The following is a 22356-nucleotide window of genomic DNA, read 5'->3' as shown; positions in this document are numbered from 1 at the left end:
GATAATTTGTTTACTTGGAATGAGCTTATTAAACAAAAAATAATTAATGAATCTAAAATTAGCAACGAAGCTATAATAAAAGATTTAATTAATAAACACGATACATCTCAAATGCTTGAGGGAGAAAAATATTATAAAAATGAGAACAAGATTCTTAAAAGAAGAATGTACTTTTATCAGGACGGTGCAAAAACAGAAGATTTTACAAAAGAAAATCATAGGCTACCTCATAACTGGCATAAAATGCTGGTTGATCAGAAGGTAGCATATTTAGTTGGTAAGCCTGTTATATTCCAATGTGAAGAAAACCAAAAGGAGTATGAAAATAGGTTAAATCTTATCCTAGGTGAAGAATGGGATGATACCCTAACAGAGTTAGCTAAGAATTCCTCAAACAAAGGAACCGAATGGCTACATGTATATATCAATGAAGAAGGCAAATTTAAGTTTATTATCATCCCAGCTGAAGAAGTAATACCAATCTATGACACAAGTCTCCAGGAGAACTTAGAAGCAGCATTAAGATATTACCTAGTAGAAGTTAATGGTAAAGAAAGAATTAGGGCTGAATGGTGGACAAGGCATAATGTTACCTTTTATATAGAAACAGAATCAGGTGATTTTATATTAGATGATATAGAATTAAACAATCCCGATAGCCACTTTTATTATAATGAAGTTGGTTATGGATGGGGTAAGGTACCTTTTATTGAATTTCCAAATAATGAAGAAAGATTAAGCGATTTAACGTTCTATAAAGAACTTATTGACGAATATGATCTTAGTATTTCGGATTTAGCCAATAACTTAGCTGAGGTTCAAGAGATAATAACGATTCTTAAAGGTTATGAAGGAACAGATTTAGCGGAGTTTAAAGAAAATTTAAGGTATTACAAAGCTATTAAAGTATCAGCTGAAACTGGTTCTGGGGTGGATAAATTAGAATTAAATATACCAATAGAAGCTAAAAAAGAAATGGTTGATAGGTTGGAAGAGAATATATTTATATTTGGTCAGGGCGTAAACATGAAAACGGATAGATTTGGCAATAGCCCCTCAGGAGTATCTCTTAAATTTTTATATTCTTTATTGGATCTAAAAGCATCTATCATGGAAAGAAAATTTAGAAAATCTCTAAAAAGGATTTTGTGGTTTACTACAGAGTATATTAATATTGTTGAAAATAGAAATTATGATAATACCATAGTACAAGTTACTTTTAGAAAGACTATGATTACTAATAATAAGGAAGATGTAGAAATAGCTTCTCAATCAAAAGGAGTAATTAGTGATGAAACGATAGTGGCTAATCATCCATGGGTAGAAGACGTTTCAATAGAATTAGAAAGACTTAAAAAAGAATCAGCTGAAACTGTTAAAAACTTAGATGATATTGATAGATTTATCAGAAAGGGGGTAAATTAGTGATTGGATGAATTTGAAAAATTAGAAGAACTACATGAAAACATAATTACAACTACAGAAGGTAATATAATTACCGATTATAAAAAGACTTTAGATTATGCTAGAAAGATAATGGCAGAAATGTTTAATAAATATGAAGATGATGGAAAATTAACCTATGAAGAAATGGCAAAATATAATCGTCTAAAAACACTGCAAAAAATGCTAGATGAAATCACTAATGATTTATATAAAGATACTTCAAAAAATATAGATAAAGCATTAAATCTGGATTATAAAGCTGGTTATGATGGATTGAAAAATATAATTGAAATAAAAACAGGTAAGATTATCATTCCAATAGTTAAAGATGAAGTGTTAAAGTTAGCTTTATATAATGACATTAGTGGCTTGAAATGGACTGAAAGAATGGGAATTCATAGAGATTATGCAGTATTAAAAATAAGGGAAACAGTTACCCAAGGACTTAAAGAAGGTATGACATATAGCCAAGCATCTCAAAGACTTAATGACGTTATGTCTAGACAGGTTGTCAATCCTCTTAGAATTATAAGAACTGAAAGCCATAGAGTGTTTAATCAAGCTAAAAAAGATAGTCTTGATAAATCAGCAGGTAAAATTAAAATGATAAAGACATGGATCTCCGCTAGGGATGAAAGAGTCAGAACTATGCATGCTATTATGGATGGTGTGACTATACCTTATGATAAATTATTTGTTTTACCAGATGGATCCACTGGTTTTGCACCTGGATTAACAGGATCAGCAAAGCATGATATTCATTGCAGGTGTGCTTGGAAAATAGATATATTGTAATTTTAAAAAAATGAGACTTAGAAATAGGTCTTTTTAGTTTGCTAAAAAATGAGGTGAGAACAATAAATGACTTTAAGCAAAATATGTGATGAATGCAAAAATTGCAAAAATAAAGATGCTTGCAACAATAAGAGAATGGTGGCTTGTGCATTAGCTGAAATGTCAAAGCCTAACCTAGAAAGTAGAACTATGCCTAATACTGCACCCTTAAGACAACCTTTTACTAGAAAACATACTCCAATAACAATTAAGATGGGTGAGTATGGAAATATTAATACATCTATGGAGGAAATAAACAATAAAATATCACAACAAATTAATAAAGGTTTTCAAATAAATTGTGCTTTTAATAAGTCTTAGAAATAAGGCTTTTTATTTTGCCTTTAGCAAGGCGTAAAAGGCTAAGAAAGGAATGAGGTAAATGCCAAAGTTAAGTGAAATACTAGGAGAACATTTTAAACAAATACCAGAAGATATTAAGACTAAGTACAAAGATATTGACTTAGTTGATAGCTCTGATTATGTAGAAAAAAATAAATTTGATGGTATAAATAATCAACTATCAGATTTACAAATTCAGATTAAAGAAAGGGATAAGCAGTTAGGAGAACTAAAAATTAAAGCTGCAGGTAATGAAGAACTTACTACTAAAATAAACGAACTGGAGAAATTAAATAAAACAACAAAGGAAGAGTATGAGACTAAAATAGTAGCTTTGAGAAAAGAGACATCCATAGAATTAAAACTTAAAGATGAAAAAGCAAAAAATTTAAAAGCAGTTAAGGCTTTGTTAGATTTAGAGAAAGTTAGTCTTGATGGAGAGAATTTAATAGGATTAGAAGAACAATTAAAGACTCTTAAAGAACAGGAGTCTTATTTATTTGGTTCAGATACATTAAAAGGCAGAGAGCCTAATAAAGATACCAATCCAGTAGATCCAGAATGTAAAAATAATCCATTTAGTAAGGAGCATTTTAACCTAACTGAGCAAGGAAAACTATTAAAAGAAAACCCAGAACTTGCAGCTAAATTAAAAATAGCTATTAATTAAAGGAGAGATGAAGAATGAAACATAAAGGATTAAAATTGAACTTACAGTTATTTGCATCTTCAACAACTAAAATAGCAGATGTGATACAACCAGAGGTATTTACACCTTATGTAGTAAATAAAACTATGGAGTTATCAGAATTGATTCAATCAGGCATAGCTGAGCACGACAAAGAATTTGATGCTTTAGCAAGTGGTCCCAACACTTTAATTCACATGCCATTTTGGAACGATTTAACAGGTGAAGTAGAGATAATGGATGATGATGGCGAAACAGTACCAGGTAAAATCACAACAGGGCAAGATATAGCAAGAAAACTAGCATTTGTTAAGTCCTTTGGAGCTAATGCATTAGCAGGACACTTAGCAGGTGATGATCCAATGAGAGTAATAGCTGATAGATTCGCTGATTATTGGAACAGAACATATCAAAAAGTACTTCTTTCTACACTAGATGGAGTGTTTGCATCTACAACAATGAAAGAAAAAGTATATGATATAACAGCAGAACTCGGAAATAAAGCGGTGCTAAACTCTCATTCTTTCTTAGACGCACAACAATTAATGGGAGATGCTAAAGAACTTCTAACTGCTATTATGATGCACTCAGAAGTAGAAAATCATCTAGTTAAACAAGATGAGATAGAAGTTATAAGAGATTCAGAAGGTAATGTAGTAATGAAAACATATAAAGGTAAAAAGGTTATAGTTGATGATGCTATGGCTTATGACCCATTAACTAAATCAGCAGAAATGTATCTATTTGGTAGAGGAGCTATTGCTTGGGGTAATGGAAGTGACCCTAAGATATTAGAAACAGAAGTGGTAAGAAAAGGGCTATCTCTTGCAGGTGAAGATATTTTAGTTAATAGAAAGTTATCGATACTACATCCTAGAGGAGTTAAGTTTACTGAATCATCAGTTGCTGGAAAGTTCCCAACACTTGACGAGTTAGAAAATGGTCTTAACTTCCAAAGAGTATATGAGCCTAAGAAAGTTAGAATAGTTAAGTTTTTATTCAAGCTAGAGAATGAATAAGAGAAGGGATAAACCTCTCTTTTATACTTTTAAGGGGGTATATACATGGATAGATATGAGAGAAGAATTTTAAGACTAAGAAAGCATGTACTAAGTCATAAAAAAGAAGAAGAATATGAAATTTGCAAAATGCTTGAAGATTTGACAGTAGAAGAATTAAAAGAGTTAGCCAAAGAAAAAGAAATAGAAGGATATTCTAAGATGAAAAAAGATGAACTTCTTGAAACCTTAAAGGGGTGATTTTATGACCTTGGAAGAATTAAAGGTAGTCTATTTTCAACTTATAAAAGATGAAACAGGTAATTTCAAAGAATTAAAACAAGTAGAAGAAGCTCCTGGACCTATTAAACTAGCAATAGATAAACTTATAAAATATGATTCAAAAGATGCAACAGTTCAGAGTGAAGGAATATCAGATTTAAAGCAATCATACTTTGAAGTTAAAAACTTTCCAGTAGATGTCTTAAATTTATTAAGACCTTATAAAAGGTTAAAGTGGTAACTATGAGTATAAAAATTCAAGATAAAAATAATATTCCAAAATACAAAGAAATGCTTGAAGAGTTAATAAACCAAAAAATAGAGGTAGGAATATTTAGTGATGCTGGTTCTGAAATTTTAATGATTGCTAATGTGAATGAATATGGTTGCGATATAAAAGTTACTCCAAAAATGCGTGCATATTTACATAGTCAAGGACTTCATTTAAAAAGAACTACTAAAGATATAAAAATTCCAGAGAGATCTTTTATAAGGAGTGGGTTTGAAGACAGAAAAAAAGAAATTTATAAAACTGCAAAAAAACTCCTTATAAGAGTATTATCTTTGGATATTAGAACTAATCAGTTTTTTGATTTAGTTGGTCAATATTCAGTAGATCAAATTCAAGAATATTTGACAGATTTAAAAGAACCATCTAATCATCCTATGACTATCTCCAATAAGGGCAGTAGCAATCCCCTTATTAATACAGGTAAACTAAGAGATTCAATTACTTATAGGGTGGTGAGAGGTTAATGAACTTTAGTAATTTAATAAAAAAACACTCAACTATTATTAAACTCATAAGTGATAAAGAAGGATATTATGATTATGAAAATGGAGGCACCTGGGTTTCAGGTCAATCTGAACCAGTGGATGAAGAGGCTGCAGTATTCCAACTTTCTATCAAGGATTTAAACTCCAATATCCAATATAGTGAAGGTGGACAATATACTAGGCAGGATATAAAAATATACATTCATAAAAAATTATTAATTGGTCAAAAGATAGTTTATAAGGATAATGAATTTACATTATCTGAGGAAATTGATTATACAGAACATGCTAGTGGTTTAAGAGTATATTTAGCTAGAAGGGCAGGGGAATGACTTGGAATATAAGGATATGAGAAATTTCATAGTTAAGGGGCTATATGAGTTTTTACAAGTTCCAGTTATTCCTACTGATAATCCAAATAAAAAGCCTAAATATCCTTTTATAAGTTATAAATTTACCACCTTGCATAAAAATCAAGGTGGTTTTAATTTGCTCTTAGAGCCTATACCATCTATTGATCCTAATTTTGAATATGATATTGAATACACTAGGGAAGAACAACCTAAGATGGTTATATCTTTTAGTAGTTATAGTTTAGATGATTTAGAAGCGATTGATTTAGCTAATAAAATTAAAAAATGGTTTAACTTTAAAGGTAGATTGCTTTTGAAGAACAATAATCTTGTTGTTGTTGAATGTTCAGATATTCAAGATAGGACAATACAGATAATAGATAACTATGAAAAAAGATATGGCTTTGATGTAACCTTAAGGTATTCGAGTCAAAGTAAATTAAAAGTTGAAACTATAGAAAAGTTTAAAATAAAAGGAGGTAAAGTATGAAAGATTTTGTGGTCGACATACAAAAAATAACTAAGCCCATCTCTCAGCAAGGGTTTGGGATTATTTTAATTTTGGGAACTAGTAAAGATAAACCTTATACGGAATATAAAGACCTACAAGAAATTGCTAAGGATTATGGGGAAGAATCCAAGGAATACAAATTGGCTAGCAGAATTTTTGGACAAAAAGAGATTCCAAAAAGAATAGCTATACATAGTATTTTATGGGACAGTTCTACAGGGTCACCAACTGATTTAGTTAATGAATTACAAGCCTTAATAGAGGTGAATAATGATTGGTACTATTTAACCTGTACTGAGAATGGTGATGATGTAATTAAAGAATTAGCTAATTGGACAGATGGCCAAATAAGAATATATTTTTCTACTACTCAAAATAAAGCATTAGTTGAAACTATGCAAAATGAAAATGCAACAGTAATGTATCATAATGATACAGAGGCATTTGTTTCCGAAGGTTTAGCTGCTATTGGTCAAGCATATGAACCAGGTAGTGTCACATTTAAATTCAAAACTATAGAAGGGGTACAAGCTTCTAACATTGCTACAGCTGATTTAAATAAGCTACATGAGAATGGTGGATTCTCTTATATTAAAAAAATGGGAGTGTTACAAACTACAGAGGGTATTACAACTTCTGGGGAATATATAGATGTAGTAATAGGAGCTCATTTTATTAAAGCTACTATGGAAAACGAGGCTATGAAATTAGCTACTAGTACTCCTAAGATACCTTATGACAATACAGGCATTTCAATGCTAGTATCTGTAGCTGAAAAAGTCTTAAAACAAGCGGTACAAAAAGGCATAATACTTAAAGATGAAAATGGAAATGGAATTTATGAAATAACATTTTCAAAAAGAGAAGATGCTGAATTTAATGATGTAGCTCAGAGAATTTACAACGGTATTAATTGGTCTGCTAAACTAGCTGGTGCTATTCATACTGGTAAAATATCTGGAGTGCTTACGTATTAAGGAGGGGATTTAATTGAGGACATTTGATACTGAAGATGTAAATGTTATAGTAGGTGGCATTGCTTTAACCGGTTTTGCTGAGGGTAGTTTTGTTAAGGCGGAAAGAAATGAAGATAATTTTACTGAATATGTTGGAGCTAAGGGAGAAGTAGCTGTTTCTGAATCTAATGATAGAACAGGAGAAATAACTGTAACATTAGAAAGCACAAGTCCCTCAGTAATTTATTTAACAGACCTGGCAAATAGAAAAGGTGTTAATGCTATAGTACCAGTACAAATAGTTGATTTGAATCAAAATGCTATTCAAGTTGGTGGTTCTGAATGCAGAGTAAGAAAACCAGCAACATATGAAGCCGACAAAGAAATATCCGAAAGAGAGTTTGTCTTTTTCGTAGCTGATCTACAATTCAAGTAAGGCACTTAGTTAATTAAAAACTAGGTGCTTTTTTATTTAAAAAAATTATTGGAGGATGATGAATTATGTTAAAACAAAAAACAGTTAAAATTAATGGCAAGGAATTTACTATACAAAGAATACCTTTTAAATCCTATATGGATATGATTGATAGACATTCAAACAAGTATGGTATTTTAATGAAATCTCCATATATTGAAGAACTTTTCAAACATTGTGTTATAAATCCTAAGATTAAAATGAGTGATTTTGATGATGATTTTGAAACTGCTGGAAAGTTGGTAAATGAGATAGAGTCATTTCTCCAAACCAAGGTTAATCCAAGCTCTAGCGAAAAAGAAAGCAAAGAGTAATTGGCCATTCTGGAGACTTGTTTTAGATGGAAATATCAGTTATTCAGATGCGCTAAAAATGGACGAGGAAGAAGTTATAGAAGCTAATGCAGCATTAGATTATTATATTGAAATTAGTAAAGATAACGGGAAAGGGCGGTGATGCCAATTGTCTTCTTTAAGAGATTTATTTGTGTCTATAGGTTTTCAAGGTAATGCAGTTGATGAAATAGATGCAGTTAATAAAAAAATGGATGAATCCAAGGAAAAGTCGATAGAACTTGCAAAACAATATGAAAAAATGGGCAAGGGTTTTGAAAGTGTAGGCAAAAAAATGACAGTTGGTATCTCCGCTCCTATTATTGGAATGGGAACTTTAGCTGGTAAAATTGCAATAGATATGGAAGATGCTTTTGCTGGAACACGTAAAACAATTGATATGACGGAAGAAGAGTTTAAACAGCTTGAAAAATCTTTAGATGATTTATCAGCAGATAAGATACCAATTTTAACAACTGAAATTTATGGGATTGCTGAAGCAGCTGGACAATTAGGGATTAGGAATGAAAATATTTTAGGATTTACTGACACTATGGCTAAAATGGGTGTTGCCACAAATATGGTTAGTGAAGAAGCAGCAACAGCATTGGCTAGGTTAGCAAATATTACTGAGATGTCTCAAGATAACTTTGATAGATTAGGATCTACTGTAGTACATCTTGGCAACAAACTTGTTACCACAGAAGGTGAAATTGTAGAAATGGGTCTGAGACTAGCTGGGGCAGGAAAGCAAGTAGGTATGTCTGAGGCTGATATTCTTAGTTTTGCAGGTGCTTTGTCGAGTGTTGGGATTAGAGCAGAAGCAGGTGGATCTGCATTTAGTAAGGTTATGTTAGACATACAAAACAATGTATTAGCTGGTGGAGAAAAATTGGAATTATTTGCTGCAGTGGCTGGAAAGAGTTCAAAGGAATTTGCAGAAACATTTAAAAATAATTCTTCAGGTGCAATTGTTTCTTTTATTGAAGGTATGGGCGATTTACAAAAAAAAGGTGCTAATATTGTACCAATTTTGGAGAGTTTAGAGTTAAATGACTTTTTAATTCGAGATGCTTTATTAAGAGCAAGCGGAGCAGGAGATTTGTTTAATAAGAGTTTGAAAATGGGATCTAAAGCATGGGAAGAAAATAACGCACTTACAAAAGAAGCAGAGGAAAGATTTAAAACAACAAAATCTAAAATAGTATTTTTTAGAAATCAAATGGGTCTACTCGGAAAAGAAATAGGTAATATTATTTTACCAGTTATAGGTTCTTTTTTATCAAAAGGGTCAGAGTTTATAAAGAATTTTAGAAGCTTAAATATTGAAGCCAAAAAGGACATTATTGTAATAGCTGGGCTAACAGCAGTTATTGGTCCTTTAATATGGACGGTTGGTAAAGGAATTACGGTATTTGCTAAAGTAAAAAAAGGATTAGCAGCTGCTGGGGGAATTGTTGGTTGGTTGGCCACCCCTTTTGGTATTGCCACAGCAGTGGTATTAGGATTAGCAGTAGCTGGCTTCTTACTTTATAAGAATTGGAATAATATTAAAACTAAAATTTCAACTATAGTTATTGCAATAAAAGAAAGATTTGTTATTTTAACAGAATGGTTTGATAATTTTCAAAACAATATATCTAAATGGTTTATTGGTACTTGGAACGATATCAAAAACGTTTTAATAGAAAATGAAAATACCATAAAAACAGTTGCTACTACTTTAGGTGTTTTATTTACTCCAGCATTAATAAAAACAGGAATAGAAGCAGTTATAACGGGAGCAAGAATAGTTGGTAGTTTAGGTGCAAGTTTTATACGTACTGCTTTTTTGGCTGGCTGGTTGCATGGAAAGCTAGTTGGAGAATTAATACTAAGTTTTATAAAAACAGGCTGGGAAGCAGTAAAGACCGCAGGAGTTATTACTGGCCAATTTATAATGTCTTTGATAAGGTCTGGTTGGGAAGCTATTAAAACAGCAGGGATTATAACCACTCAGCTAATTGTTTCAATGGTTAATTATGCCCTAAGTGGTTGGCGTGTTGTTTATTCTATTGCCGCAACAACTGTTGCATGGGTAGCACAGAAAATTGCAATAGTAGGAAGTTCGCTGGCTATAAAAACTATGACTGCTGCCCAGTGGGCTTTGAATATTGCCTTAAATGCAAATCCTATTGGTTTGGTTATCGGACTTGTTGCATTATTAGCAGGAGGATTAGTTGTTTTATATCAGAAAAGTGAAACTGCTAGAAATATAATGAACAATTTATGGGAAGGCATGAAAAACAGTGCTGTTTCATCAATCAATATAATCATTGGGGCTATTAATAGGCTTATTGGTGGTATTAACTCTATTAAAGCACCAGGCTGGATTCCGGTTGTGGGAGGAAAAAGTGCTAATATAGCCAACATCCCTATGTTAGCTAAAGGAACCAACTTCCATAGGGGAGGACCAGCAATTGTTGGGGAAGAAGGTCCTGAATTATTAAATCTCCGTAGAGGTGCAAGCGTAAGCACTAACAAGGAAACTAGACAAGCAATTGGTGGTGGAGGAAACAATGTCTTTAGCCCAGTAATTAAGGTAGCTATTGAAGGTGGGGCAATGGAAAATGCTCCAACTGATTTAGAAAGAGAATTAGAAAAAAGATTATACTCTCTTATGGAAAGATATTGGGAAATGTTACTCTTGAAAAGACCTATTAGCAATTAATTGTAATGAGTTATATTGTATTATCTGTTATAATAATCCAATAAGGGGTGATTGTTATTCATAAATTCAATATTATTTTAATTCTAGTTATTATGTTATCATTCATTACTGGTTGCAGCTCAGATAATGTTAATGAAAAAGTAGAAAATGAAGCAAAAAAAGAACCAATGAGTCTAGAGGATCAAATAAAAGAAATGGTTATTAAAAATGTAGGACAAAGGAATAAGGACAAGATTAAGATTAACTTTATAGAAGATGTTATAGCTGGAGAAGGGAATAAAATAGTTAATATTGAAGCTTTTGATTCAGTATCGAAATTACAATATCTTGACTACAGCAGAGATGTCTTTCAAAAGGCTTTCAAGATAAATGGAATATCAGAAGTAAATATTACTTGGGTAGATGAATTGGTAGACGTGAAAGGTAATACCGAAGAATTGCCTATTATGAGAATTTTACTTAGAAAAGATAATGCTCAAGATATTAACTGGGAAAACTTCGATATTTATAACTTTAAAATAGTAGCTGACCAATACTGGGAACATAAAAGCTTAGAATAGCACTTAATTAAGTGCTATTTTTATATCTATAAGTAGGTAACTTCAATGAAATTAGTTTGATTGGAAGATGTTGTAGTTTATACATAATGATTATTACAAGGAGGGGTTGTATGAAAAAAATATTATTAACAGCTTTAAACATAGTGTTAGCTTTTTCATTATTTGCTTGTGGTAACTCTACAGAAACTGAGCAAAAAGTTGAGGAAACAGAAATAACAGAAGATAACATTAAGAGTGAAGGAGAAAAAAAGCCTGATTTCAAAGCAGAATGTGAAAAAAATGCTGAAAATCATCCTGCAAAAGCTGGGGCAGTATTAGTTACAAAAGGAGACTATGATTTTACCGGTATGGATTATTATTTTAAAGGGGAATTAATTCAAAAAACTACTATTGATAATATCGGAGATTCTTCAGCGTGGTTGGTCAAAAATGAAAACGGTTATGTTATGCCTATCCAACATAGTTATTTTAATGCTGAGATAGGGGATAAAATTGAAGTTTGGGGAACCCTATCTGGAAATGGTTACTCTAATGTAGAAGGTATAGACAATGTTGTTGGTGAAACAGGTTCGATGCATGCTATGCTACTTACTGTTAATGGAGAAGAACAGTATTAACAGGGATATAAATAACCCAAGAAAATAATAATCAATACTATTAACATAAAAAATAGCACTTAATTAAGTGCTATTTTTTATATCTATAAGTAGGTGAATTTCATGAACTTAGCTAGATTAGAAGATATTGAGTTTTCAGCAGTAGAAAAAGAAACCCCTTCTGGTAGTGTAGAGGTAACAGAAAAACCAGTAGAAAGAGGACAGGATATAGCTGATCACATCAAGCCTAAACCTATTTTTCTTACTATAAATGGTGTAGTTGTTGGTGATGATGCAGGAGATAAATTAGCTAAATTAAATAAATATAAAAATGAAGGAAAATTATTAACGTATACAGGTAGAAATATCTTTTACAATGTAGTAATTGAACAGTTAGACACCACTCATGATAAAGGTATTGCAAATGGGTTTTCTTTTACTATGACACTTAAACATGTGAGAATTGCAGAAGGAAAAACAATAAATATAAAAAAATCAAATTTACCCCCAAAAGTTAATATTAAAACTAAAAAGAAAGAAAAAAAGGGAAAAAAACAAACAAAAAAGAAAAAAAGCAGTAAAAATAGTAAAAAGAAATTAAAGCAAAAGGTTTCAGCAGCTGAAATAAGAAAAATAAGGGGATGATACATTAGTGTTAGATTTAGATTATATTGAAATAGAAAAAGACAGTATCCCCTATGATTTTGAGATTCAGTTAAAAGGGGAAACCTTTCTTTTTGAAATTAATTATAATTCTTTAGGCGAGTTTTTAACTGTTGATTTATATAAAAGTGAAGAATTAATAGTATCAGGTGAGAAAATAGTTTATGGACAACCTTTATTTCAAAATGTTTCTTACTTAGATATCCCTAAAGTTGCAATAATTCCTTGGGATTTAGCGGAAGAAGAAAATAGGGTAGGTTTAGATAATATAAATGAAAAAGTATTTTTGTATATCATTGATCCAGAGGAGCAAGAAGATGAAACTTTGGAAACGTAAAATTGAAATAATTACTGCGGATAAATCATTTACTAATGATAACTTTGAAATTGATTTTAAGATTGATTTTGACCAAGATCCAGAACCTAATATTTCAGAAGTGAAAATATTTAATCTTTCTGATAGTACAATAGAGAGTATTCGCAAGGATAAAACAATAATTTTAAATGCTGGATATGAAGGTGATGTAGGAAGTATTTTAATTGGTGGCATTGCTAAAGTCGAAACATCATGGGAAGGTGTAGATAAATTAATAAAGCTTTTGGTTGGTGATGGATCTAAGGAATGGTATAGAACGAAAGTAAGTAACACTTATAAGGCTGGTATTACTGCAAAACAGATACTGAATGATTTGACTGGAATATTTGGATTAGAAATTGGGGAAATAACTGTTGCTGATAATATTGTTTATAAAAATGGTAGAAGTGTATCAGGCACCTTGGAAAGTGCCATTAGATCAATAGTTAAAGATACTAAAAGTAAATTTTACATAAATCATGGCAAAATTTATATTAGGCCTTGGGATGAAGGAACTGTAACGGGTTTTGTATTAAATGCTGATACTGGATTAATTGAAACTCCTGTACCATTTGAAGAAGAAATAGATGGGAAAATGATATTTGGTTATAAAGTTAAAATGTTACTTAATCATAGGATAAATATTGACAGCATTCTTAAAATAGAGAGTAAAACAGCTAATGGCATATATAGGGTTATTAAAGGAAGTCATCATGGAGACTTTATAACAAACGTTGAGGTGGTAGGAAAATGAGTAGAGCTATAAATTTCTTAGAGGGTTTAGTTAATAGCAAAATAAATAACTTGCACACTTGTATGCCTTGCAAAATAGAAAAATTTAATGAAGCACAAGGTACTGCTGATGTCGTTCCACTTTTTATTGATTTACCTATGCTTATTAATATTCCTATACTAAAACAAAAGACAAAAGAGAATTCTATCATTTCAGTTAGTCATCCATTTTATGAAAAAGGGGATACGGTCCTAGTAGTTTTTGCAGAAAGAGCATTAGATGGATCTGGGGAAAGAAAACATGATTTATCAGATGGCATTATTCTGGGATTATTGAGTTAGGTGATGATAAATAATGAAAACATTTAAAATTAAAAACGGTGATATTGTTTTTGATGGTAAAGATATTGTTTTAGTAGAAGGAATAGAAGAAGAAAAACAAAGTATAGAAAGGTTACTAAGTACTAATATTGGAGAATGGTTTTTAAATATAGATTTTGGTCTTGATTATAAGGTTTTACAAGGCAAGCAAATTGACAAAGAAAGAATTAGAATGGCCATAGTGAAAGCTTTATCTCAAGAAGACCGTATAGAAAAAGTGGAGAAAGTAGAAATAAGTTTTGATAATGCACGAAGGTATTTAAAAGTTAGCTTTATTTTATTAATGAAAACTGGTAACACCATTAACGGAAATGAGGTGATACCTATTGGTTGACTTTGGTTTGACTGCTAAGGGATTCAAAAGAAAAACATATATAGACATTCAGGAAGATATGGAAGCCAGGGCAAGAAATTTATTTGGTGAGGACGTTAATCTTAGTGAAAAAAGTCCATTAGGCTTATATATACGCACAAATGCCTGGGAAATTAGCAAACTTTGGGAAGAAGCTGAGAAAATATATTTTAGTGCCTATATTGATACAGCTGAAGGAGTATCATTAAGTCATGTAGGGAAATATATTGGTACTAATAAAAAAGGGAAAGTAGAAGCAATAGGGAAAATAAAAATTACGGGTACAGTCGGGACAAGAATACCGACTGGTTTTTTATGTTCTACTACAAATGAAATTTTCTTTCAAACCATGGGAGACGTAATTATTACTAATGTTGGATATGTAATTGTAAATATAAAAGCTATTGAACCTGGGAAAATTGGCAATGTTTCTGCTAATTCTATAACAGAAATAGTTAAGCCTATTCCTGGAGTAGAGAGCATAACAAACCTTGAACCAACACAAGATGGCAGAGAGGTTGAAGATGATTACGAGTTTAGAGAAAGATATGATAGGTCTGTTTCAATGGGTGGTAGTAGTACGAGGGAATCCGTTGAAGCATCACTTTTAAGTATGGATACAATAAAAGATGCATTAGTAGAAGAAAATGATACGATGCAAGAAAATAATGGAATTCCCCCGAAAAGTTTGGCTCCTTTTGTATATGGTGGTGATGATACAGAAGTTGCTAAAACTATTTTAAATGCAAAAGCTGGTGGAATACGTAGTTACGGAACTACTGAAATAATTGTTCTAGATAGCAAAGGAAGGTCACATTTGATTGGTTTTACAAGACCAACAATAAAAGAAACATATGTAAAAGTAACAATTACTAAAAATGAAAAATATCCTTCTAATGGTGATGATTTAATCAAGACTAATATAATTAAATATATAGGTGGCATAGATTCAGATGGTACTAATTATAAAGGTTTAGGTCTAGGAAGAGACGTTATAGTAAGTAAAATTATATTTGAAGTAAGTAAAATTAGTGGAGTTGATGATGTAAATATAGAAGTAAGTGTGGATGGACAAACATATTCATCTTTAAATATCTTAGTTAGTAATAAGGAAGTGGCAAATACCAGCCCTGATAAGGTGTTGATTTTATGAATCTAATAGAGAAATTACCAGATAACTATAATAAAAATCCTAATAGTATAAATGCAAAGCTCTTTGAATTAACTGAAAGTGAATTCAAAGAATTAGAATATACATTTAAGATGATTGAACTTTATAGGGATATGGATAGAGCAAAAGGATTTACCCTTGACAAGATTGGCAGAAATGTTCTCGAGTATAGAAATGATAATGACGATTTGAATTATAGAAAAGCAATAAAGGTAAAAATAAAAGCTAATCAATCTCCTGGTGACATAGAGACGATTAATGAAGTTGCTTCATTTTTGCTAGGGGATAGTTATGAAGGATTAAGTGAAACATGGATTGATTCTAAATATGGAAATGAACCTGCAGGGTTATGTTTAATAGTTAACAACATAAATACACAACCAGTAATAATTGGAGAAATTATTAGGTTAAATGGTTCATATTTCTTAAATGGCGAAACATTTTTAAATGCTGGTCTTGAAATTAATAATGATAAATTATTAGCTTTTGAAAGTGCAAAGAACAATATTAAACGTGTAGCAGCTGGTGCAATTAAATTATATTGGGAATTACCAGAAAAAATAGTTTGTAATTTTGGGATTAACATAAGAAATTCAGTAAAGATTAATATATTTCATAAAAGTAGTTCTTTAGTAACTATAAATCAAAAAATAATTTTAGATATCATAAATGTAGATGTATTAAGAAGTAAAGCATATCTAGATGGTACTTACTTTTTAAATGGTCAGACTAACTTAGATAGTTTGAGGGATAGGGTGATTAATAAAGTAAATGTTCTGGAGGTGAGAAAGTGAGTGAATATGTGGTTACGACTATAAAAGCAAGAGAGAAGTTTGCTAAGGCACATTTAGGACTTGCTCCATTGCCAATTATAACAAAGATTGCTTTTGGTGATGGTGGGCATGATACATTAGGAAATCCTATTAAACCTTCTCAAGACCTTACTTTAGTTCCTGGGGAATTTATGAAAAAAGATTTAGATAATACAGAGCTCTTTAATCCTACAACGGTAAGGATAAAGGGCTCTTTGAATTTTGAAGAAAGTATAGGAACTCAGGTATCTGCTGTTGGTATTTATGATAGTGAAGGGGACTTAGTTGCAGTTAAAACATTTAGCCCTAAAAATAAAGATGGAGATACTAGGATAGAAATTGAATGGGATGAACTTTTTTAAAGGAGGGATAAGTTATGGCAGACTATGAAATTAAAGATCCTAAAGAAATTACAACAAGTATAAGAAAACTAGAGCGTACAGATCCTAATGATGCTGAACTTTTTAACCAAATAAATGAAAAACTAATTAATAATGACGCATTTTTAAATGAAAAAATAATCCAATTGAAAGAGTTTCTAAATTATATGCCCATTAACGGTGGAAATTTCGATGGAAATGAACCAAATGGCGTACTAATTGATGGTGGGATATATTAGAAAGGAGAATTAAAATGGCGAATAAAATACAAATAAGAAGAGGTTTAAAGGCAAGTCTACCTAGTCTTAGCGTGGGAGAACCTGCACTATGTACAGATACAAAAGAACTTTTTGTTGGCAATACAGGTGGAAATATAGGTCTTGTGAGTAAAGAAGCATTTGATGCACATTTGGCAGAAATTACGACAGACTTAAATGACATTAAAATTACGAGAGGGTATGCAAGCCCATTAGGATTGAAAGAAACCGTTGTAGAAAGTGCAAATGAGCTTTTAAATACAGGATTTTATAAGGTTGTATCATCGAACACTTTAGATTTGCCTATAACTGTAGGAATTGCAACTTATTTGATAGAGGTATTTAAAGCTAGTGGTACAGTTGTGACACAAAGAGCCACGGTGGCTTATTCAACACTAAATGATGAAGAAGGGGACTCATTCTATAGAGTTAAGAGTGCTGCTATTGGATGGAAACCTTGGACAAAAGTGGCTACAGCTAAGCAAAAAAACTGGATAAGTGCAACTTTACAAAATGGGTGGACTGGTACATTAAAATATTCTAAAAATGATTTAGGGCAGGTTGTTTTGTATGGAAATTTAACAGTAGGGACTATAGCAACCTACACTGTTGTGACAACCTTACCTAGTGAGTATAGACCATTGGCATATGCAACGTGCAATGTTTATATGCTAACAGGGGCAAATACAGGTAAAGTTTTACCTGCATTAATATATAACAGAGATACAGACGGTTTAAGGGTTGCAGCATTAAACGGATTGGCAACTGGCGACACGTTGTCATTTGTTTTAATTTATCAATCTTAATGGAGGTTTGCAGAAATGAAAAAACAAGTTTATGAAATAGACGAAAATGGTTATATAAAATCAATTAATGTAACTGAATTTGATGAAGAAGATAATCCTACAGAAGGATTGACAAAAAACATTATTACTATAGATCCACCAAATGGGCTCTATAGAGCTAAATGGACGGGTACAGGATGGATTGAAGATATGTCGCAAGAGGATATAGATGCTTTAAACAATCAACCCCGAGAACTTACTGATATAGAAAAAATAAAGATAAGTCAAGCAGAACAATTTGAAACAATATTAGAGTTACTAGGAGGACTATAAAAATGGAAATATTATACGCTGATTTATGTGAAATGGGAGAAAGAGCAACTAGAGAAAATAGTTTAGGAATTAAATTAGTGCCGACTGTTTTGAATCTTAGAGAAAAGGTGGAAATTGAGTTAGAAAAAAGAGGTACTTTAGCAGGATTGTTAGATCAGTGGAGTAAAGTAGCTTAGTTATACAAGAACAATTGTGGATTAAGCAGCAGTAGTACGATGATACGATAGCATTAAAAGTTATGCATTCGGACTAAAATGCGTAACAACTAGAACGCCGATAAGGTGTATTTTTTATGGCCTAAAAGGATTCCTTCCTCTTTTGTCGAAAGATGATGAATGGGGAGGGGTCTAAATGGAATTTACATGGGCTCAAGTAATTTATTCATCATTGCCTTTGCTAGGCGTTGCGATTGGTGGTATTGCAACCTACATGACACAGAACAACGTACTTAAAAAACAACTAAATAGAGATATAGAAAGAGAGAAATCTGCTGAGAATATAGAGCGTCTTAAGATTTATAGTGAAATTTTAAGGCTAGAGGGCGAACATATAATGTGCGAATATACTGGCCCACATGTTGAATTTAATCTCAAATCCTATACTAGAGAATTTAGATCTATTTTTTTCTTGAAATTCTACCTGTTGCATCAAGATTTAGCTGATACAGTTCGTGAGATGGACAATATTATTGCTGAAGCTAATTTTAATGAAGAACTTGAACCAAGACAGAATGATATGTTATTAAATAATTTCAACAAAATTATAAACATAATTGAAAAATATTTAAAAGAGTACAGGGAAATCAAAGCTTAACTTTTGAATCCGTAGGCTCTTTCTAGTTTTTGGGGAATTTTAAGAGCACCTAAAAAGGTGTTATTTTTATGCAAAAAAAACTAGGGTGTCTACTAATAGTAGGTGCCCTTGAAACTTTGGAGGTGCAAATGGAAAAAATATGTACTGAAAAACACAGGCGAGTAGATGAGTGCTTAGCTTTACATACACAAAGATTAAACAACCATTCCGAACGATTAGATAGAATGGAGGTTTTTTCTAGTCGCTTAGAAGAAAGATTAGATGGTTTAATCAAGCAGTTAGGGAGACTTAATAGTAATATGATGTGGTTTATGGGTCTGATTTTAGGAGGAATTGTATCCTTCTTTTTTTATGCCCTGCAAAACGGGTTAATTAAATAGGGAGGGATTATTTTGAATAAACCAGATAAGATTATTTTACACCATTCAGCTACAGATGGTGGGACTTTTGAAAGTATTAAAAGGTATCACATGCAGACTAATGGTTGGCGTGATATTGGTTATCATTACCTTATAGAGCAAGATGGAAGTTTACATAAAGGTAGAGCTGAAAACGACACAGGAGCACATTGTAAAGAACAGAGATGTAATTTTACTAGCTTAGGTATTTGCCTAGTGGGTAATTTTGATAAATATGAGCCTAATCAAAAGCAGTTAGATACATTAGATAAATTGTTGAAAGATATATTTAACAGATACGGAAAGTTAAGCATTTACACTCATAATCATTTTGCTGGATACAAAACTTGCCCGGGCACTAGGTTTCCGATGGACAAGGTTATTAATAGAGCACATTCTAATAATACAGGGGTGTCAGAAGTGGCAAAGAGTTGGCAGCAACAAACTGGTGAAAAAGCGATTGATAGTTTAGCTAAGAAGGGATTAATTGCTAATTCTAAGGATTGGAAAGGTAAGGACCTATTAAATGAAAACACACCTCTTTGGTTGTTTTTTGAAATGATGAATAGAATAAGTGGGGTGAGATAGATGGAAATAGAATTTATGAATTATATTATTAAGGAAGCTTATATTTTAATACCTGCTCTTTGGATTGTTGGAACTTTTTTAAAAAGAACACCCAAGGTACAAGATTGGACCATTGTATGGGTTGTAATAATTTTAGGTATTACAGGAGCCGTTGGCATGTTAGGTTTTAGTGTAAATTCAGTTGCACAAGGAATAATTATAGCTGGCATATCGGTACTTGGACACCAAGTAGTTAAGCAAACTAATAATAGGGAATAAATATATAGTGCAACTAGTAAGGATTATTTACCAGTTCAACCTCAGGGGATATTTTCTCCTGAGGTCTTTTTTATGCCCATTTTTCGGACATGCTATCACCTCGCGTGCCTAATTCTAAGGTCTTACAACGCAAATATGGAGGGCAAAAATTTTATAAAATATGGTGAATGTTGAAAATAAAGGACATGTTTAATATAGTTATATAAAGTTATAGTATATGGTAAAACCCAAGCACATAACCCGGCTTTTCTTAATGTGATACAAGGCTTGTTTCCTGGGAAATACTTACATATATACACAATATTATAAATATTCTTATTTCAATTGATTTTATTTCTATATATAATAGGAAATCATTTATATTAAACGGTAGATAACCTGTTGATGGCAATGAAATAAATTTAATCGATATCTTAGGAACCGACCCTGATGTAGTTTCTAGAATGGTAGAAGTATCATTTGAGTATCAAAATTTACTTGAAAAAATTAAAATATTAAATAAAAGAGAAAAAAAGGTCTTAGAACTTAGATTTGGCTTAATCAATGGAATTAAAAAAACCCAGCGTGAAATATCAAAAATGTTAGGTATTTCTCGTTCATATGTATCAAGAATAGAGAAAAAAGCTATTGAGAAATTAGTAAAAAGTATGGATGCTTGATTTAATCCCATAAAAACACAACTACTATGATATAATAAGCGATGAATACATAAAATTGAGATTTTGTTTTATTTAAAGCTAGGAGGGTGTTTTTATGGGAAAAATTAACGTAATTATAATGGGAGCTGCAGGTAGAGATTTTCATGTATTTAATACATACTTTAGAGACAATGAAAAATACAATGTAGTTGGATTTACCGCTACACAAATACCAAATATCGACGGTAGAGAATATCCAACTGAGTTAGCTGGAGGACTTTATCCATCTGGCATTCCTATTTACTCTGAAGATGACTTAGTACAACTAATAAAGGACAATGAAGTTAAACAAGTAATATTTGCATATAGCGATATTTCTCACGAAGACGTTATGCATAAAGCTTCAACAGTTTTAAGCACAGGAGCAGATTTTAGATTAATGGGTCCTGAAAATACAAGTATTAAATCTAATAAACCTCTTGTATCAGTTTGCGCTGTGAGAACAGGAGCAGGGAAAAGTCAAACAACCAGAAGAGTATCCGATATACTTAAAAATATGGGTAAAAAGGTAGTTGCAATTCGCCACCCTATGCCTTATGGCGATTTAAAGATCCAAGTTTGCCAAAGATTTGCATCATATGAAGACTTAGACAAGCATAAATGTACGATAGAAGAAAGAGAAGAGTACGAACCACATATTGATAATGGAATAGTAGTTTACTCTGGTGTAGACTATGAAACAATCCTGAGAGAAGCAGAAAAAGAAGCCGATATAATTCTTTGGGATGGAGGAAATAACGACTTTCCATTTTATCAATCAGATTTAAATATCGTCATAGTAGATCCTTTAAGACCTGGCCAAGAAATTACATATCATCCTGGGGAAACAAATTTGAAGATGGCCGATATAATAGTTATCAATAAAATTGACTCAGCTGATATGAAGGGCGTAGAGCTTGTAAGAGAAAATATTGCAAAATATAATAGAGATGCAAAAATCGTTGAAGCGGCATCTCCAATATCTGTTGACTACGGTGAAGAGATAAAAGGTAAAAGAGTTTTAGTAATAGAAGATGGACCTACACTAACTCATGGAGGCATGAAATATGGTGCAGGTATGATTGCAGCAAAAAAATACGCTGCTGGGGAAATAGTAGATGCAAAACCTTATGCAATTGGTAGCATAAAAGAAACATATGAAAAATATAATCATCTAGAAATTATACTGCCAGCAATGGGATATGGAGATATCCAAGTAAAAGAATTAGAAGAAATGATAAATGCCATTGACTGCGATACAGTAATTTCTGGTACGCCAATAGATATTACTAGAATCATCGATACAGATAAAAAGATAGTAAGAGTAGGATATAAATTACAGGAAATAGGAGATCCGAATTTAGAAGATATCTTAAAAGACCATTTAGCATAATCCATTAGAACAAGGTAGCCGAGGATAATATTATTCTTGGCTATCTTAGTATTATTTAACTTTAATATTATTATCCTAAATAAAACATAGTTTGTTTCCTGGGAAATAATTACATAAGCTTCAGGAAATTACTTAGGGATGAAGAATG

At 31.7% G+C, this 22356-nt stretch carries 34 protein-coding genes; all 34 read left to right on the top strand.

What is annotated here, in order from left to right:
* Window positions 1-6 precede the first annotated feature (6 nt).
* The 34 genes from B8965_RS10825 (at window position 7) to B8965_RS10665 (ending at window position 22208) form a co-directional block, all read left to right on the top strand.
* Window positions 7-1425, top strand: a complete 1419-nt coding sequence (locus B8965_RS10825; protein ID WP_242941981.1) for a phage portal protein — start codon at window positions 7-9, stop codon at window positions 1423-1425.
* Window positions 1426-1428: 3 nt separating this feature from the next.
* Window positions 1429-2241 (top strand): phage minor head protein, encoded by an 813-nt coding sequence (locus B8965_RS10820; protein ID WP_084054197.1) that lies wholly within the window; start codon window positions 1429-1431, stop codon window positions 2239-2241.
* 66 nt (window positions 2242-2307) lie between these two features.
* Window positions 2308-2601, top strand: coding sequence for a hypothetical protein (locus B8965_RS10815; protein WP_084054196.1), 294 nt, complete (start codon window positions 2308-2310; stop codon window positions 2599-2601).
* A gap of 61 nt (window positions 2602-2662) precedes the next feature.
* Window positions 2663-3292 carry a phage scaffolding protein gene (locus B8965_RS10810; protein ID WP_084054195.1) on the top strand — a complete coding sequence of 210 codons (630 nt, stop codon included), beginning with the start codon at window positions 2663-2665 and terminating at the stop codon, window positions 3290-3292.
* Between the two features lie 14 nt (window positions 3293-3306).
* Window positions 3307-4329 (top strand): major capsid protein, encoded by a 1023-nt coding sequence (locus B8965_RS10805; protein WP_084054194.1) that lies wholly within the window; start codon window positions 3307-3309, stop codon window positions 4327-4329.
* Window positions 4330-4374: 45 nt separating this feature from the next.
* A complete protein-coding gene (locus B8965_RS12830) occupies window positions 4375-4569 on the top strand; it encodes a Rho termination factor N-terminal domain-containing protein (RefSeq protein WP_084054193.1) in 195 nt (64 codons plus the stop codon).
* A gap of 4 nt (window positions 4570-4573) precedes the next feature.
* Window positions 4574-4831: a head-tail connector protein gene (locus B8965_RS10795; RefSeq protein WP_084054192.1), complete on the top strand. Its 258-nt coding sequence runs from the start codon at window positions 4574-4576 to the stop codon at window positions 4829-4831.
* Between the two features lie 2 nt (window positions 4832-4833).
* Window positions 4834-5346, top strand: coding sequence for a hypothetical protein (locus B8965_RS10790; protein WP_084054191.1), 513 nt, complete (start codon window positions 4834-4836; stop codon window positions 5344-5346).
* Window positions 5346-5699, top strand: a complete 354-nt coding sequence (locus B8965_RS10785) for a hypothetical protein (protein ID WP_084054190.1) — start codon at window positions 5346-5348, stop codon at window positions 5697-5699. The genes B8965_RS10790 and B8965_RS10785 overlap by 1 nt, the downstream gene beginning before the upstream one ends.
* A gap of 1 nt (window position 5700) precedes the next feature.
* Window positions 5701-6210, top strand: coding sequence for a phage neck terminator protein (locus B8965_RS10780; protein WP_084054189.1), 510 nt, complete (start codon window positions 5701-5703; stop codon window positions 6208-6210).
* Window positions 6207-7208 carry a DUF3383 family protein gene (locus B8965_RS10775; protein ID WP_084054188.1) on the top strand — a complete coding sequence of 334 codons (1002 nt, stop codon included), beginning with the start codon at window positions 6207-6209 and terminating at the stop codon, window positions 7206-7208. The genes B8965_RS10780 and B8965_RS10775 overlap by 4 nt, the downstream gene beginning before the upstream one ends.
* Window positions 7209-7221: 13 nt before the next feature.
* On the top strand, window positions 7222-7623 hold the full coding sequence (locus B8965_RS10770; protein WP_084054187.1) for a phage structural protein: 402 nt from the start codon (window positions 7222-7224) through the stop codon (window positions 7621-7623).
* Window positions 7624-7688: 65 nt separating this feature from the next.
* Window positions 7689-7976, top strand: a complete 288-nt coding sequence (locus B8965_RS10765) for a hypothetical protein (RefSeq protein ID WP_084054186.1) — start codon at window positions 7689-7691, stop codon at window positions 7974-7976.
* A gap of 172 nt (window positions 7977-8148) precedes the next feature.
* Entirely contained in the window at window positions 8149-10704 is a 2556-nt protein-coding gene (locus B8965_RS10760) for a phage tail tape measure protein (protein WP_144015911.1), read from the top strand.
* A gap of 47 nt (window positions 10705-10751) precedes the next feature.
* Window positions 10752-11264, top strand: coding sequence for a hypothetical protein (locus B8965_RS10755; RefSeq protein WP_084054184.1), 513 nt, complete (start codon window positions 10752-10754; stop codon window positions 11262-11264).
* Between the two features lie 110 nt (window positions 11265-11374).
* Window positions 11375-11881: a hypothetical protein gene (locus B8965_RS10750; RefSeq protein WP_084054183.1), complete on the top strand. Its 507-nt coding sequence runs from the start codon at window positions 11375-11377 to the stop codon at window positions 11879-11881.
* Window positions 11882-11983: 102 nt separating this feature from the next.
* Window positions 11984-12505, top strand: coding sequence for a phage baseplate protein (locus B8965_RS12495; RefSeq protein ID WP_084054182.1), 522 nt, complete (start codon window positions 11984-11986; stop codon window positions 12503-12505).
* 7 nt (window positions 12506-12512) lie between these two features.
* The gene (locus B8965_RS10740) at window positions 12513-12860 is read left to right on the top strand and encodes a phage baseplate plug family protein (protein ID WP_084054181.1); all 348 of its coding nucleotides are present in this window, start codon (window positions 12513-12515) and stop codon (window positions 12858-12860) included.
* Window positions 12841-13632 (top strand): phage protein, encoded by a 792-nt coding sequence (locus tag B8965_RS10735; RefSeq protein WP_084054180.1) that lies wholly within the window; start codon window positions 12841-12843, stop codon window positions 13630-13632. The genes B8965_RS10740 and B8965_RS10735 overlap by 20 nt, the downstream gene beginning before the upstream one ends.
* Window positions 13629-13952, top strand: a complete 324-nt coding sequence (locus B8965_RS10730) for a Gp138 family membrane-puncturing spike protein (RefSeq protein ID WP_084054179.1) — start codon at window positions 13629-13631, stop codon at window positions 13950-13952. The genes B8965_RS10735 and B8965_RS10730 overlap by 4 nt, the downstream gene beginning before the upstream one ends.
* Window positions 13953-13965: 13 nt before the next feature.
* Window positions 13966-14325, top strand: coding sequence for a DUF2634 domain-containing protein (locus B8965_RS10725; RefSeq protein WP_084054178.1), 360 nt, complete (start codon window positions 13966-13968; stop codon window positions 14323-14325).
* On the top strand, window positions 14318-15496 hold the full coding sequence (locus B8965_RS10720; protein WP_084054177.1) for a baseplate J/gp47 family protein: 1179 nt from the start codon (window positions 14318-14320) through the stop codon (window positions 15494-15496). Before B8965_RS10725 ends, B8965_RS10720 begins: the two co-directional genes overlap by 8 nt.
* A complete protein-coding gene (locus B8965_RS10715) occupies window positions 15493-16308 on the top strand; it encodes a hypothetical protein (RefSeq protein WP_084054176.1) in 816 nt (271 codons plus the stop codon). The genes B8965_RS10720 and B8965_RS10715 overlap by 4 nt, the downstream gene beginning before the upstream one ends.
* Window positions 16305-16688, top strand: a complete 384-nt coding sequence (locus B8965_RS10710; protein ID WP_084054175.1) for a phage tail-collar fiber domain-containing protein — start codon at window positions 16305-16307, stop codon at window positions 16686-16688. Before B8965_RS10715 ends, B8965_RS10710 begins: the two co-directional genes overlap by 4 nt.
* A 14-nt stretch (window positions 16689-16702) precedes the next feature.
* Window positions 16703-16945 (top strand): hypothetical protein, encoded by a 243-nt coding sequence (locus B8965_RS10705; RefSeq protein WP_084054174.1) that lies wholly within the window; start codon window positions 16703-16705, stop codon window positions 16943-16945.
* Between the two features lie 14 nt (window positions 16946-16959).
* On the top strand, window positions 16960-17769 hold the full coding sequence (locus tag B8965_RS12825; protein WP_144015908.1) for a hyaluronate lyase N-terminal domain-containing protein: 810 nt from the start codon (window positions 16960-16962) through the stop codon (window positions 17767-17769).
* Between the two features lie 15 nt (window positions 17770-17784).
* Window positions 17785-18081, top strand: a complete 297-nt coding sequence (locus B8965_RS10695; protein WP_084054173.1) for a hypothetical protein — start codon at window positions 17785-17787, stop codon at window positions 18079-18081.
* A 2-nt stretch (window positions 18082-18083) separates the two neighbouring features.
* Window positions 18084-18257, top strand: coding sequence for a hypothetical protein (locus B8965_RS12820; protein ID WP_242941980.1), 174 nt, complete (start codon window positions 18084-18086; stop codon window positions 18255-18257).
* Window positions 18258-18432: 175 nt separating this feature from the next.
* Complete coding sequence (locus B8965_RS10690) at window positions 18433-18894, top strand: hypothetical protein (RefSeq protein ID WP_084054172.1); 462 nt, start codon at window positions 18433-18435, stop codon at window positions 18892-18894.
* Window positions 18895-18962: 68 nt separating this feature from the next.
* Window positions 18963-19274 (top strand): hemolysin XhlA family protein, encoded by a 312-nt coding sequence (locus B8965_RS10685; RefSeq protein WP_084054171.1) that lies wholly within the window; start codon window positions 18963-18965, stop codon window positions 19272-19274.
* 12 nt (window positions 19275-19286) lie between these two features.
* Window positions 19287-19880, top strand: coding sequence for a peptidoglycan recognition protein family protein (locus B8965_RS10680; protein WP_159446338.1), 594 nt, complete (start codon window positions 19287-19289; stop codon window positions 19878-19880).
* Window positions 19881-20138: a phage holin family protein gene (locus B8965_RS10675; protein WP_200805911.1), complete on the top strand. Its 258-nt coding sequence runs from the start codon at window positions 19881-19883 to the stop codon at window positions 20136-20138.
* A 395-nt stretch (window positions 20139-20533) separates the two neighbouring features.
* Window positions 20534-20797: a sigma-70 family RNA polymerase sigma factor gene (locus tag B8965_RS10670; protein WP_341451828.1), complete on the top strand. Its 264-nt coding sequence runs from the start codon at window positions 20534-20536 to the stop codon at window positions 20795-20797.
* A gap of 94 nt (window positions 20798-20891) precedes the next feature.
* Window positions 20892-22208 carry a cyclic 2,3-diphosphoglycerate synthase gene (locus B8965_RS10665; protein ID WP_084054168.1) on the top strand — a complete coding sequence of 439 codons (1317 nt, stop codon included), beginning with the start codon at window positions 20892-20894 and terminating at the stop codon, window positions 22206-22208.
* Window positions 22209-22356: the final 148 nt, after the last annotated feature.

The organism is Desulfonispora thiosulfatigenes DSM 11270 (genome assembly GCF_900176035.1).
GTDB classification, from domain to species: Bacteria; Bacillota; Peptococcia; order Peptococcales; family Desulfonisporaceae; genus Desulfonispora; species Desulfonispora thiosulfatigenes.
This window is presented reverse-complemented; position numbering and strand designations above follow the sequence as displayed.